Annotated in this window: 12 protein-coding genes; 6 read left to right on the top strand and 6 right to left on the bottom strand. The window is 57.2% G+C overall.

Annotated features, from left to right (window positions below; genetic code table 11):
* Window positions 1-9 precede the first annotated feature (9 nt).
* Together AC2FLO_RS10325 and AC2FLO_RS10320 are read left to right on the top strand one after the other, a co-directional pair.
* Window positions 10-1,302 carry an O-acetylhomoserine aminocarboxypropyltransferase/cysteine synthase family protein gene (locus tag AC2FLO_RS10325; RefSeq protein ID WP_496752884.1) on the top strand — a complete coding sequence of 431 codons (1,293 nt, stop codon included), beginning with the start codon at window positions 10-12 and terminating at the stop codon, window positions 1,300-1,302.
* A 2-nt stretch (window positions 1,303-1,304) separates the two neighbouring features.
* Window positions 1,305-2,015 carry a GNAT family N-acetyltransferase gene (locus AC2FLO_RS10320; protein WP_496752885.1) on the top strand — a complete coding sequence of 237 codons (711 nt, stop codon included), beginning with the start codon at window positions 1,305-1,307 and terminating at the stop codon, window positions 2,013-2,015.
* 2 nt (window positions 2,016-2,017) lie between these two features.
* Here the strand turns inward: AC2FLO_RS10320 and AC2FLO_RS10315 are convergent, their stop codons facing one another.
* A complete protein-coding gene (locus AC2FLO_RS10315) occupies window positions 2,018-2,722 on the bottom strand; it encodes an SIMPL domain-containing protein (protein ID WP_480492689.1) in 705 nt (234 codons plus the stop codon).
* 155 nt (window positions 2,723-2,877) lie between these two features.
* Here AC2FLO_RS10315 and AC2FLO_RS10310 point away from each other — a divergent pair, with 155 nt between their 5' ends.
* On the top strand, window positions 2,878-4,830 hold the full coding sequence (locus tag AC2FLO_RS10310; protein WP_496752886.1) for a hypothetical protein: 1,953 nt from the start codon (window positions 2,878-2,880) through the stop codon (window positions 4,828-4,830).
* Between the two features lie 87 nt (window positions 4,831-4,917).
* On the opposite strand, the gene hppD is transcribed toward AC2FLO_RS10310, so the two are convergent.
* Entirely contained in the window at window positions 4,918-6,015 is a 1,098-nt protein-coding gene (gene hppD, locus AC2FLO_RS10305) for a 4-hydroxyphenylpyruvate dioxygenase (RefSeq protein ID WP_496752887.1), read from the bottom strand.
* A gap of 146 nt (window positions 6,016-6,161) precedes the next feature.
* Here hppD and AC2FLO_RS10300 point away from each other — a divergent pair, with 146 nt between their 5' ends.
* Both AC2FLO_RS10300 and AC2FLO_RS10295 read left to right on the top strand, forming a co-directional pair.
* Entirely contained in the window at window positions 6,162-6,617 is a 456-nt protein-coding gene (locus tag AC2FLO_RS10300) for an Lrp/AsnC family transcriptional regulator (RefSeq protein WP_267364492.1), read from the top strand.
* A gap of 19 nt (window positions 6,618-6,636) precedes the next feature.
* Window positions 6,637-8,517 carry a monovalent cation:proton antiporter-2 (CPA2) family protein gene (locus tag AC2FLO_RS10295; protein WP_496752888.1) on the top strand — a complete coding sequence of 627 codons (1,881 nt, stop codon included), beginning with the start codon at window positions 6,637-6,639 and terminating at the stop codon, window positions 8,515-8,517.
* Between the two features lie 30 nt (window positions 8,518-8,547).
* Here AC2FLO_RS10295 and cobT read toward each other — a convergent pair whose 3' ends face one another.
* Entirely contained in the window at window positions 8,548-9,558 is a 1,011-nt protein-coding gene (cobT, locus tag AC2FLO_RS10290) for a nicotinate-nucleotide--dimethylbenzimidazole phosphoribosyltransferase (protein WP_496752889.1), read from the bottom strand.
* A 78-nt stretch (window positions 9,559-9,636) separates the two neighbouring features.
* On the opposite strand from cobT, the gene cobS reads away from it, so the two are divergent.
* Complete coding sequence (gene cobS, locus AC2FLO_RS10285; RefSeq protein ID WP_496752890.1) at window positions 9,637-10,401, top strand: adenosylcobinamide-GDP ribazoletransferase; 765 nt, start codon at window positions 9,637-9,639, stop codon at window positions 10,399-10,401.
* On the opposite strand, the gene AC2FLO_RS10280 is transcribed toward cobS, so the two are convergent.
* The 3 genes from AC2FLO_RS10280 to fdxA all read right to left on the bottom strand — a co-directional run bounded on the left by AC2FLO_RS10280 (window position 10,398) and on the right by fdxA (window position 12,404).
* Window positions 10,398-11,159, bottom strand: a complete 762-nt coding sequence (locus tag AC2FLO_RS10280; protein ID WP_480583730.1) for a potassium channel family protein — start codon at window positions 11,157-11,159, stop codon at window positions 10,398-10,400. The genes cobS and AC2FLO_RS10280 overlap by 4 nt on opposite strands.
* Window positions 11,160-11,276: 117 nt before the next feature.
* The gene (locus tag AC2FLO_RS10275) at window positions 11,277-11,786 is read right to left on the bottom strand and encodes a CarD family transcriptional regulator (protein WP_209504207.1); all 510 of its coding nucleotides are present in this window, start codon (window positions 11,784-11,786) and stop codon (window positions 11,277-11,279) included.
* A gap of 279 nt (window positions 11,787-12,065) precedes the next feature.
* Entirely contained in the window at window positions 12,066-12,404 is a 339-nt protein-coding gene (gene fdxA, locus AC2FLO_RS10270; RefSeq protein ID WP_170616129.1) for a ferredoxin FdxA, read from the bottom strand.
* Between the last annotated feature and the right edge of the window lie 64 nt (window positions 12,405-12,468).

The raw sequence follows: 12,468 nt of genomic DNA, 5'->3' as shown, positions 1-12,468 counted from the left end.
GATTTCAAGATGTCTGACGGCCCCACCTACGGTTTCGACACGTTGCAAATTCACGCGGGCGCCCGCCCCGACCCGGCGACCGGAGCGCGCCAGACACCGATCTATCAGACAACTGCCTATGTGTTCCGCGATGCGGACCACGCAGCGGCCCTGTTCAACCTGCAAGAGGTGGGCTTTATCTACTCCCGCCTGACCAATCCAACTGTGGCCGTTCTTCAGGAACGCGTGGCAACACTTGAGGGCGGCGTTGGTGCTGTTTGCTGTTCGTCCGGGCACGCGGCCCAAATCATGGCGCTGTTCCCGCTGATGGGTCCGGGTTGCAACGTGGTCGCCTCGACCCGTCTGTATGGCGGCACGGTCACGCAGTTCAGCCAGACGATCAAACGTTTTGGCTGGTCGGCAAAATTCGTGGACACCGATGATCTGGACGCGGTGAAGGGCGCAATCGATGAGAATACCCGTGCGATTTTCTGCGAGTCCATCGCCAATCCCGGCGGCTATGTGACGGATATCCGTGCGCTGGCGGACGCGGCTGATGCAGCGGGCATTCCGCTGATCGTCGACAACACCTCGGCCACGCCCTATCTGTGCCGCCCGATCGATCACGGCGCGACCCTGGTCGTGCATTCAACCACCAAGTACCTGACCGGCAACGGTACGGTCACCGGCGGTTGCATCGTGGATTCGGGCAAGTTCGACTGGTCGGCAAATGACAAGTTCCCCTCGCTCAGCCAACCCGAACCGGCCTATCATGGACTGAAGTTCCACGAGACCTTTGGCCCGTTGGCCTTCACCTTCCATAGCATCGCCATCGGTCTGCGTGATCTGGGCATGACCATGAACCCGCAGGCAGCCCACTACACGCTGATGGGGATCGAAACCCTATCGCTGCGGATGGAGCGTCATGTTGAAAACGCGCAAAAAATCGCGGCCTGGCTGGAAGCGGATGATCGCGTGGACTACGTCACCTATGCCGGGCTGCCCTCTTCACCCTATCAGGATCGGGTGAAGGCTCAGTATCCACGTGGTGCAGGCGCATTGTTCACCTTTGCAGTGAAGGGCGGCTATGACGCCTGTATCAAGCTGGTCAATGCACTGGAAATCTTCAGCCACGTAGCCAATCTGGGCGACGCGCGCTCGCTGATCATTCATTCGGCATCGACCACGCACCGTCAGTTGACCCCGGAACAGCAGGAAGCCGCAGGCGCAGGTCCGGGCGTGGTGCGCGTGTCCATCGGGATCGAGGACGTGAACGATCTGATTGCCGACCTTGATCAGGCCCTGGCCAAAGCAACCGCCTGACCATGACCCAGCACGACACAAACAACCTTGGCCAGCCTATCGGTTTACCGGTTTCGGGTGACTTTCCACGCCCGACGCCACCCTATACGCCGATGGTGGGCCGGTATTGTTCTGTCGTGCCCCTTGATGTGAACAGACATGCGCCCGGATTGTTCCGGGCGTTTGCAAAGGACACGGATGGCCACAACTGGACCTACCTGCCCTACGGCCCGTTTGCTGGCGAGTCTGAGTTCGAAGACTGGGCGCGCGCCAACTGCATGGATGCGGACCCGATGTTCCATACTGTTCTGGACGGTGATGACATACCATTGGGCATGGCTTCATACCTCAGGATAGCACCCGCCGCCGGAGCGATTGAGGTCGGGCATATCCACTTTTCACCCCTGCTTCAGCGCAAACCACAATCAACCGAAGTCATGTATCTGATGATGCGGCGCGTGTTCGATCAACTGGGTTACAGGCGTTACGAATGGAAATGCGACGCGCTGAATGGTCCGTCGCGCAGTGCGGCAGAGCGGCTTGGGTTTACCTTCGAAGGCGTGTTTCGCCAAGCAACCCACTACAAAGGGCGCAACCGCGACACTGCCTGGTATTCAATCATAGATACCGAATGGCCACGCATCCGTGATGCTTTTGAGGCCTGGTTGTCACCCGACAATTTCGACGCTTCGGGCCAGCAACGAAAACCGCTGACGGCCCGCGCGACAGGTTGAACTCATTCCGAGATCTCGAACACCATCGAGACGCTGACAGACACCGAAACCTCACCACCTGCGACAGGAACACCTCCTGCGTCAGCCATGCTCATCATGCGCATCTCGGGCATCGGGCGCACGCCCCCCGTTTGTTCCGAAATCGTTTGCACCGCGCCAAGGGTTACACCCGCCGCCTGTGCCAGCTGCTCGGCCTTGGCCATAGCTTCGCCGACAGCTTGCGCGCGCGCTTGGGCTTCGATTGGTTTGGTATCCTGCACCCCAAAGCTCAATCCACCAAAATCGTTGGCGCCATCCTGAATGACCGCATCCATGATGCTTCCAAGCTTGGACAGATCACGCACACGCACAAACACGCGGTTCGAGGCAGCGAACCCCGAAATTTCCGGTGTTTCCCCATTCTGCCCGTGCCGCCCAGACCAAACAGGGGAAAGCGACAGATCGCGGGTCTGAATATCGCGGTCTTCAATCCCCATCCCGGTCAGGCGCGCAAGAACCTTCGCAACTGCGTCCGAGGTGGCCTGCATCGCTGCCGAAGCCTCGGCATTTTCATTTGTCACACCCAATGTGATCGTCGCCATATCGGGGGCAACATCGATGGTTCCGGTTGCGTCAACGGTGATGCGACGTTCTTCCGCATGGGCAAGTCCAGCGGTCGTTGCGGCCATCATTGCGGCCAGAAAAGCGAATGTCTTCAATGTTATCACTCCGATTTGCTTGTGTTAAAGATGGGTCGGCGATGCATTGCCATACAAGAGGAGAGTTTGCCTTTTTCTTTCCCTCGGCAAGTTCCTGCTTTAATGTCGGTCTGCGAACGCCAAGGTGTTTGCATTGACGTTGATAATTATGGTTCCTGCGGATTATGAAACCTGCCTTTGCGCTGTCTTTTTCTGCGACCAGAATATCACTGTATCATCACTCGGATGACGAATGGTTCGTTATCGGCTCGATTCCCTTGGATTCGCCGGACCTGTCCGGTCAGATGCAGGTTTTGCGGGAAAACGCCTTTGCGTTGGAAAACGACCTAAGCTGCAAGCTTGTTTTGCCTTCCGAACAGGTTCGATACCTTCAGGTTGCAACCGATGACTTGCCCCCCGAAGACACGGTCGAACGTATTGAGAGCGCACTTGCCGACGCAACGCCTTACGCTTTGTCCGAGCTCAGCTACGACTATCAGACCGAAGGCGGCACCACCTATGTTGCAGCTGTCGCGCAGGAAACGCTGAGCGAGGCGCGGGCCTTTGCCTCGGACCATGGATTCGTACCGGTTTTGTTTTGCGCCGAGGAAGACGCAGACGCATTCCCCCGAGAAGCATTGTTCGCGCAGCGTTCAGGCACATCGGAAACCCGACCAGCAGAGCTACCGCTGTCGGTAAAAAACGCAGACCAGCCCGAACCGGCAAAATCCTCTGGGAAACCAGCGCATCCCATTGCAGGCGCAGCGGCACCAAACGTGTTTCTGACCCCCGAAACACCTGACAATAAGTTTGCGACTACGAAAGCGCAGGCACCGCGTTTTGCTATCCCGGCATTTGCCGCGGCGCTTCTTCTTGGTGGCGCTTTCGGCGTTTGGCTGGCCTTGGACAGCGGTGGAGAAACAGATCAGGCCGCACCGAGCCCAATTCCAACCGAGACAGGTGTTTCCGAGCCGGTTATCGACGCCCTGCCACCGATAGTGCCCGAAGTTGCGGCAATTGCCCCCCCGGAAAACTTGCCCGCTGACCCTGCTCTGGACAGGGACGTGCCCCCAACACCGGAACCTACTGACGCCGAAGCCGAAGAACAACCGGAACTCACGCCTACCGACGCGGCAATCCTTGAGGCGCTCAAGGTGGCCCCGACCCCTGTTGAATCTGTGGCTCAGGACCCCGAGGCAGATGAGGATATCAGCGCTGCCTCCGGTGTGAATGTAACGCCTCCGGCCGCTTTGGACGTGCCAGAAGCCCCGGAACCGGACGATCTGTATCTGACGTCGATTGACAAATCCGACCTGTCCAGCGATGCGGTTGCCCTGCCTCCGGCTTCCAGTTTCGATACTGACGAACCCTTTGTTCGGGACGTGCAACATGGCATAGCAGGAGCGCGGTTCAATCTGGATGATCGCGGGCTGGTAACGCCCACGCCGGAAGGGACGCTGAACCCGGATGGGATTGTCGTTTATCAGGGCCGACCGTCGAAGGTTCCGCCAGCAACGCCAGTGCGTTTCGAAGATGAACCCGTACTTGACGAGGTCGACGAAAGACTGGCCGGTCTTCGCCCCAAACCTCGCCCCGCAGATTTGGTTGAGAGCTTCGAACGCGGGCAGTTGGGGGGGCGGTCGCTGGCAGAGCTTTCGACCAAGCGACCAAAAGCACGCCCGGACAGTCTGCAAGCGCGCACAGAAATCGACGAGACGCCAACCGCATTGGCCGTTGTCCGCGTCCCGCGCCCCAGAGTGCGCCCGGCGGGTCTTGTTACTGCAAAGGCACCTGCTTCTGGTAACTCCAATCTTGGATCAACGGCCGCGCTGGACCAGAGTTCAGACGACGCCGGATCGTTTCAGGCGAAATCGGTCGCGCCCAAGATTCCCTCAACCGCGTCTGTAGCCCGGCAGGCCACGCTCGATAACGCGATCAATTTGCGTCGCCTGAATCTGATCGGCGTTTACGGCACACCCGCAAATCGGCGCGCCTTGGTCCGGCTTCCCAGTGGGCGCTACAAAAAACTGAAAGTTGGGGACAGTATTGACGGCGGCAAGGTCATTGCTATCAGTGACAGTGAACTGCGTTATCAAAAGAAAGGTCGCAACGTGACCCTGGCGATGCCACGCAGCTGACATAGGCGCTCAAAACCGTGACCGATCACCTGTAGACAGGCACGTCAGAGGCAGCAGAACCGCCCCCGACTTATTGGTTCATTTGGATCAAGCCGCGGAAATCTCGCCGCTTTCGATCTGTTCGCGCTCGATGGATTCAAACAGCGCCTGGAAGTTCCCTTCGCCGAAACCATCATCACCCTTGCGCTGAATAAACTCGAAGAAGATCGGGCCAATCACCGTTTTCGAAAAGATCTGCAACAGAATGCGCGTCTCGCCCCCGTCAACGACACCTTCACCGTCGATCAGGATGCCGTGTTTCATCATCCGGTCCAGCGGCTCTTCATGGCCGACCACGCGGGTCCTGGACATCTCGTAATAAGCTTCATTCGGACCCGGCATGAACTTCAGGCCGTTTTCAGCAATAGCATCGGTTGACGCGTAGATGTCGTCGCTGCCCACTGCGATATGCTGAATGCCTTCACCTTTGTATTTCTTCAGATAAGACACGATCTGCCCGGTCTCACCGCGGTCCTCGTTGATCGGAATACGAATACGACCGCAGGGTGATGTCAGCGCGCGGCTATAAAGGCCGGTGAATTTTCCCTGAATGTCAAAGAAACGAATTTCACGGAAGTTGAACAGGTCGCCATAGAACTTGAACCACTTGTCCATGTTGCCCTTGTAGACATTGTGCGTCAGGTGATCGAGGTAGAAGAACCCCTCGCCCCGAGGTTTGGATTCCTTGATCCAGTTGAATTCCTGATTATAGGGCGATGTGTCGTAGTACTGATCAATGAAATAGATCAGCGACCCGCCAATACCCTTGATCGCAGGCACACTCATGGTTTTGTCAGCGTGGTCGTAAGGTTCCGCACCTTTTGACACGGCATGCTCAAACGCTTTTTGCGCGTCCACGACCCGCCAGCCCATCGACGGCGCACAGGGCCCATGTTCGGCCACGAACTTAGCCGCAAAACTGTCCGGGTCAGCATTCAGGATATACGTCACATCCCCTTGCTGCCATAGCTCGACAGAGGGTTTTTCCTTGTGGCGGGCCACCAGATCAAACCCCATCTTTGCGAACAGGTCACGCAGCTCCTGCGGTTCTGGATGGGCGAATTCGACGAATTCAAACCCATCTGTACCGGCAGGGTTTTCTTCGCTGATCATGGATTTCGGGGCATTGTGCGGGAAAGGACCCATGGCGCGTCTCCTACGAAAAGGGAATTTCTTTGCTGATTCAAAAATACGACTTTTCTGACGCTGTTTCTGCGCATTGTTTTCGTATAAACTGGAGGATGACGCGCAAAACGCGCATATAAGTTAATAAAACCAGGATTTTTCCGCACATGCTGGATGCAACCGACAAGCGACTGCTTTCCGCGCTGCAAAAAGACGCGCATCTGACGGCTCATCAACTGGGTGAAATGCTGAACCTGTCGCCCAGCCAAGCGGGACGCCGCCGACAGCGGCTTGAAGTCGAAGGGTACATCACCGGGTACGCTGCCCGGCTGGACCCGCTGAAACTGGGCCTGCAGGTGCAGGGGTTCGTTCAGGTGCATCTGGGCACCCATGGCCCCGAGCAATCCGCAAGCTTTGCCCGCATGGTCGACACCCGCCCCGAGATTACCAGCGCATGGACGATGACGGGTGAGGCAGACTATCTGCTGCACATCTACTGTGACGACCTGTCCGCCCTCAACAGCTTGCTACATCAGGTGATCCTGCCGCATCCTGCCGTTGCACGAGTACAGAGCCAGATCGTAATGGATCAACTTAAACGCGACGCCCCCCTTCCCACCTGAAAAGGTTCCGAGGACACACATGGACGACTTTCTATACCAGGCTTCGATCTATCTGGCAGCGGCAGTCATTGCCGTTCCCCTGTCTGCCAGACTGGGGTTGGGATCTGTGCTGGGCTATCTTGCAGCCGGGATCATAATCGGACCCGTACTGGGGTTAGTCGGAGCGGAAACCGAAAATCTTCAGCATGTGGCCGAATTTGGCGTGGTGATGATGCTGTTTCTCATTGGTCTGGAATTGGAGCCACGCGCCTTATGGGATATGCGCGACAAGCTATTGGGTCTGGGCGGTTTGCAGGTGTTGCTGTCAACAGTCGCGATTGCTGCCGTGGCTATGTACGCCAACCATCCATGGTCGGTTGCCCTAGCGGTGGGTTTGACCCTTTCGCTTTCCTCGACTGCGATCGTTCTTCAAACCCTGTCAGAAAAAGGCCTGATGCAGACAAACGGCGGCCGCGCGACATTTTCGGTTCTGTTGACGCAGGACATCGCGGTGATCCCAATTCTGGCTTTGTTGCCACTGCTGGCGCTGCCCGCCATGCCGCGTTTCCAAGCAGATGGATCGATTGACCGGGGGGCTGGAGGATCACATGGCGCAGGCGATCACAGTTTGTCGCTGGTCGAAGGGCTGCCGGGCTGGGCCGTTACCCTTGTCACAATCGGCGCGGTGGTGTTTGTCATTCTGGCCGGTGTCTACCTGACAAGACCGTTGTTTCGCTTCATCCACGCAACCCGTCTGCGCGAGATGTACACCGCACTGGCGCTGATGATCGTCGTGGGCATTTCGTTTCTGATGACACTGGTCGGCCTGTCACCTGCCTTGGGCGCGTTCCTGGCAGGTGTTGTTTTGGCCAGTTCTGAATTTAGACATGAAATGGAAAGTGACCTTGAACCGTTCAAAGGGTTGTTTCTGGGGCTGTTTTTCATCACGGTCGGGGCCGGAATAGACTTTGGATATTTCTTCAACGACCCGCTGGACCTGATTGGACTGGCGCTGCTTGTGATACTTGCCAAGGGGATCATCCTTTATCTGGTGGGCAAGGCTTTCAAACTGCGGGGGCGTGATCACTGGTTGTTCACCCTTGGGTTAGCGCAGGCTGGTGAGTTCGGATTTGTCCTGCTGGCATTTTCGACGAAACAGAATGTTATTCCGCCCAACCTGTCGCAAAAGCTGCTGATGATCGTTGCTCTGACGATGTTGATCACACCTCTTCTTTTCATTGTCTACGACGCCTTGTCAAAGAAGATTGGCGATTCAGCGACCACCCCCGAACCGGACGTGATCGACGAAAAGGGCCCGGTTATCATCGCCGGCATTGGTCGCTTTGGTCAGATCGTCAACCGGCTGGTGCGGGCCAGCGGTTTCAAGACAGTCGTTCTGGACCACAATATTGAAACGATTCAGCTGATGCGCCGATTTGGTGTCAAAGGCTTTCTGGGCGATCCCACTCGACCGGAACTGCTGCGCGCGGCGGGGTTGGACAAAGCATCCGTTCTTGTTGCCGTTATGGATGATCACAAGCAAGTCACGCGGCTTGTCAGCTATGCCAGACGGCAGCGTCCTGACCTGCACATCATCGCCCGCGCCCGCGACCGGACCCATGTGTACGAGTTGTATCAGGCGGGTGCCAATGACATCGTGCGGGAAATGTTCGACAGTTCGCTGCGCGCAGGTCGCTATGTTCTGGAGAATGTCGGACTGAGTGAATACGAAGCAGCCCAGGCCGAGCAGACGTTTTACAACCATGACAGGAAGGCGGTGCGCGATCTGGCCGAGCTTTGGGTCCCCGGAATGCCAATCGCCGAAAACAGGAAATATATCGAACGTTCGCAGGCACTGGAAAAGGATCTGGAAACCGCGCTGCTGGAACTGGCTGAAGAGCACGCCAAGAAATCGGCCTGACCCAAGCCTTTGCCCGGGTCAGGTGCGAGTTCAGCCGTCAGAAACCCCAGCTTCGGCAAAGGTTGCCATGCCGGAATGACAGGCGACCGCGCTTTTCAGAATGTTGATCGCCAACGCCCCGCCGGACCCTTCGCCCAACCGCAGGCCAAGGCTCAGCAAAGGCTCTTTACCCAATTTTGCCAGCACGGCACCATGGGCTGCTTCGGCGCTTTGGTGGCCTGCCACAGCATGATCCAGCGCACCATCCGACAGCTTCCACAAGCAGGCTGCGGCAGCCGAACAGATGAACCCGTCCAGGATCACCGGGATGCGCAACACCCGCGCGGCAGCAATTGCGCCCGCCATTGCAGCAATCTCGCGCCCACCAAGACAGCGCAGGATGTCCAGACCATCATCTGACGCGTGTTTGGCGACACCCTCGGCCACGACACGGGTTTTGTTGGCCAGACCGGCGTCATCCACACCGGTTCCGCGCCCTGTCCAATCGGACGCGTCGCCACCAAACAGCGCGCAGGCAATAGCCGCAGCCGGGGTGGTGTTGCCAATCCCCATTTCGCCGACCACCAAAAGATCGGATTGCGGATCAACGGCCAGCCAGCCAGTGCGCAACGCGGCCAGCAATTCATCCTCTGTCATGGCGGGGGTTTGGGTGAAATCCGCGGTCGGCTTGTCCAGATCCAGCGCGTGAACATCCATCTTCGCGCCTGCCGACCTTGCCAACTGATTTATCGCCGCCCCGCCATGTTCGAAATTCATCACCATCTGCACGGTTACTTCCGGCGGAAAGGCCGAAACACCCTGCGCGGTAACACCGTGATTTCCGGCAAACACAATGACCTGAGGCGCGCTGATCTGTGGACGGGCGTCCCCTCGCCATCCTGCAAACCAGACCGCAAGATCCTCAAGCCGACCAAGCGCTCCGGGGGGTTTGGTCAATTGTCCGTTTCGCTCGGCCGCGCCCTGCACCGCAGCAGCATCCGGGCCCGGCGCCCCCGCCAGGACAGCACGGAACGTGTTCAAATCATTCAGTTCAGGCAGCATGAAAGCCTCATTGCATCAGAGTGGTACTGCGTGTTTAACCGAAGGATCGAAACCAACAAGACCCCGAAAGGCACGGGCGTGCAAAAAAACGACACCAAACCGTTTTCCCTGTGGGATGTTCCGCTGGCCCTGGTGCTGTTGACCCGCCTGCCCCTGCCCCGTTTGCCCAAAGCCGTGTTTGCCCGGCAGGCACAATCGGTATGGGCATTTCCACTGGTTGGGCTGGTCGTTGGCGGGCTGGCATGCCTGACCGGTTGGCTGGCGATGGGGCTTCAACTGCCCCCGTTTGCGGCAGCCTCGTTGCTGGTCGCGGTACTGATCCTGTTGACGGGCGCTATGCACGAGGATGGTCTGGCCGACACGTTCGATGGGCTTTGGGGCGGTTTCACCCCTGAACGGCGGCTGGAGATCATGAAGGACAGCCAGATTGGAACGTACGGCGTGCTTGCCTTGATGATCTCGCAGATTTTACGAATCTCGGCGATTTCCACCATACTCGCTGTTGGTCCGATCTGGATGGTTGTTGCGGCTTGTGTATTTTCCCGCGCCCTGATGCCAGCACTAATGGTTCTTCTTCCAAACGCCAGAAAGTCGGGCCTGAGCCATTCAGTTGGCACCCCCGGCGCAGGATCAGCCTGTATCGCCGTGGGCATCGCGATTCTGGTCGCTTTCAGCTTGTGCGGAAGTCTGGCGCTTAACGCGATAGTCTGCGCGGCTTTGGTCGTTGCGGTATTGGGGCTCGTCGCGAAAACCAAGATCGGCGGTCAAACCGGAGATATTCTGGGCGCGTCACAGCAATTGGCGGAGATCACGTTTCTGCTTGCCCTCAGCGCCCAGATCTAGGAAGCGCCCCCAGTTTCAATTCGCAACGTATCGCCGCAATGTTTGCAATGCACGGCGTCCGGGTCGTGCCGGTACAACCCACAGCTGGGGCATTTGTGACGGACCTTCTGTGGCGCGAAAATTGCTTGCGCTAGCCGGACGAACAAGGCCACGCCAACGACCATTATGAAGACGGAAAACAGCTTGCCACCCGGTGTGACCAAAGTGATGTCGCCAAACCCGGTCGTGGTGAGCGTCGCCATGGTAAAATACAGCGCATCTATGTAAGGCGTTTGCGCGTCTTCGGGGATAAAAAACACCAAAACGGCCGTCGAGGTGGCAAAGACAAAGACCAGCAGGTTGATCGCCGCGATAACAGCGTCCTCGTGCGTGCGGAAAAAACGGCTGTCGCGCCGCAAATCCCAGAGCAGGTGATAGGAATGGATCAGACGCAGGGCGCGTAATATCCGCAGGAAAGCCAGGTTTCCTGTCAAAAACGGATCAAGCACCAGCGAGAGGACGACCACGATATCCGCCACTGTGTAGATCTGGCGCAAAAATCTCCAGCGGTCTTTTGAAATCCAGAGACGCGCAGAGAAATCCAGAAAGATCAGCACACCGACCAGTTGGCTTGCAACGGTCAAGCCCGGCCCATGCGGGATGTGGGCCGTCCCGACAAAGAAAATGATTGTCGCCACGTCAAACAGGATCAGTGCATACCTAAACCAGACCGAAACAGGGTCGTGTCCGATATACAGGTATTTCACAGTCTGCTTCATGTCTGTCCGGTAATCCGCTGCATATACAGTGAAATTAGCGCCACTTAAACAAATCACCAAGCCACGAAAAAGGCCGCCCCAAATTTGGAACGGCCCGTTTTGTCAAAGTACCTTCAATCAGGCAGCGCGTGAGGTCAGAACTTCGTCCACCTGCTTGGCAGCTGACACCTCGCCAGCGCCTGAAACAGCCGCGACCTCACGGGTCAGACGTTCCAAGGCGGCTTCATATAGCTGACGCTCGGAATAGCTCTGCTCGCGCTGGTCATCGGTGCGGTGCAGGTCACGGACCACTTCGGCGATCGAGATCAGGTCACCCGAGTTGATCTTCTGTTCATATTCCTGCGCACGGCGGGACCACATGGCGCGTTTCACCTTGGCCTTGCCTTTCAGCGTTTTCATCGCCTGGCTGATCACATCGGGCGAGCTAAGCGACCGCAAACCGGATTCGGTTACCTTGTTGGTCGGCACGCGCAGCGTCATCTTGTCTTTCTCAAATGAGATGACGAACAGCTCAAGCGAGAATCCCGCGACATCCTGTTCCTCGATCGAGATAATCTGGCCCACGCCATGGGCGGGGTAGACAACATAGTCGTTCGGGCGGAACTCGAGCTTTTTCGACTTTGTCATTCAGTTTCTTCCTTGCTTGCGGACGGGACACGGACAACAAAAGCACCACATGCGGGGACTGTCTCAGCCCCGTCAGGCGGCGATATTGTCACAAATTCAGAACTCCAAAGTGAGCATACTTACGGAGCGCATCCCAATCTCGGTCATCATGTAGGTATAGTATATCACAAATTTACGACGCCCGAAAGTTTACCTTACGGGAATTTATCATATTCAACCTGCATTCAACAGGTTGTGCCGCGGTCTTTATGCCAAAACAGGCCGCTTGGAACGAATCACTCAGCCGCCTTCGCCGGGCGCTTCCGAGAAATACTTCTCCATCTTGCCCTCTTCACCGTCACGCTCCTCCGCATCTGGCAGCGGGTCTTTCTTGGTGACGATCACCGGCCATTGTTCGGAATACTTGCGATTGAACTCGACCCACTCCTCCATACCTGGCTCGGTATCGGGGCGGATCGCGTCGGCGGGGCACTCGGGCTCGCACACGCCGCAGTCAATGCATTCGTCAGGATGGATGACCAGCGTATTTTCACCTTCGTAGAAACAGTCCACCGGACACACTTCGACACAGTCGGTGTATTTGCAGGCGATACAGTTTTCGGTGACTACATAGGTCATGGTCGGATTCCTGTTTGCGGTTTGAGCGACTAGCTAATTCAGTCTGGCCCGCTCTTCAAGACAG

The sequence above is a fragment of the Ruegeria sp. TASC047 genome (assembly GCF_059612445.1).
The sequence above is the reverse complement of the archived record's forward strand: the minus strand, read 5'-3'. Positions and strand labels throughout refer to the sequence as shown.

What these genes read in the sequence shown, in the direction of transcription:
- AC2FLO_RS10325 (WP_496752884.1), top strand. Translation starts at nt 10, where the DNA reads ATGTCTGACGGCCCCACCTACGGTTTCGACACGTTGCAAATTCACGCG.
- AC2FLO_RS10320 (WP_496752885.1), top strand. Translation starts at nt 1,305, where the DNA reads ATGACCCAGCACGACACAAACAACCTTGGCCAGCCTATCGGTTTACCG.
- AC2FLO_RS10310 (WP_496752886.1), top strand. Translation starts at nt 2,878, where the DNA reads ATGAAACCTGCCTTTGCGCTGTCTTTTTCTGCGACCAGAATATCACTG.
- hppD (WP_496752887.1), bottom strand. Translation starts at nt 6,015, where the DNA reads ATGGGTCCTTTCCCGCACAATGCCCCGAAATCCATGATCAGCGAAGAA.
- AC2FLO_RS10300 (WP_267364492.1), top strand. Translation starts at nt 6,162, where the DNA reads ATGCTGGATGCAACCGACAAGCGACTGCTTTCCGCGCTGCAAAAAGAC.
- AC2FLO_RS10295 (WP_496752888.1), top strand. Translation starts at nt 6,637, where the DNA reads ATGGACGACTTTCTATACCAGGCTTCGATCTATCTGGCAGCGGCAGTC.
- cobT (WP_496752889.1), bottom strand. Translation starts at nt 9,558, where the DNA reads ATGCTGCCTGAACTGAATGATTTGAACACGTTCCGTGCTGTCCTGGCG.
- AC2FLO_RS10280 (WP_480583730.1), bottom strand. Translation starts at nt 11,159, where the DNA reads ATGAAGCAGACTGTGAAATACCTGTATATCGGACACGACCCTGTTTCG.
- AC2FLO_RS10275 (WP_209504207.1), bottom strand. Translation starts at nt 11,786, where the DNA reads ATGACAAAGTCGAAAAAGCTCGAGTTCCGCCCGAACGACTATGTTGTC.
- fdxA (WP_170616129.1), bottom strand. Translation starts at nt 12,404, where the DNA reads ATGACCTATGTAGTCACCGAAAACTGTATCGCCTGCAAATACACCGAC.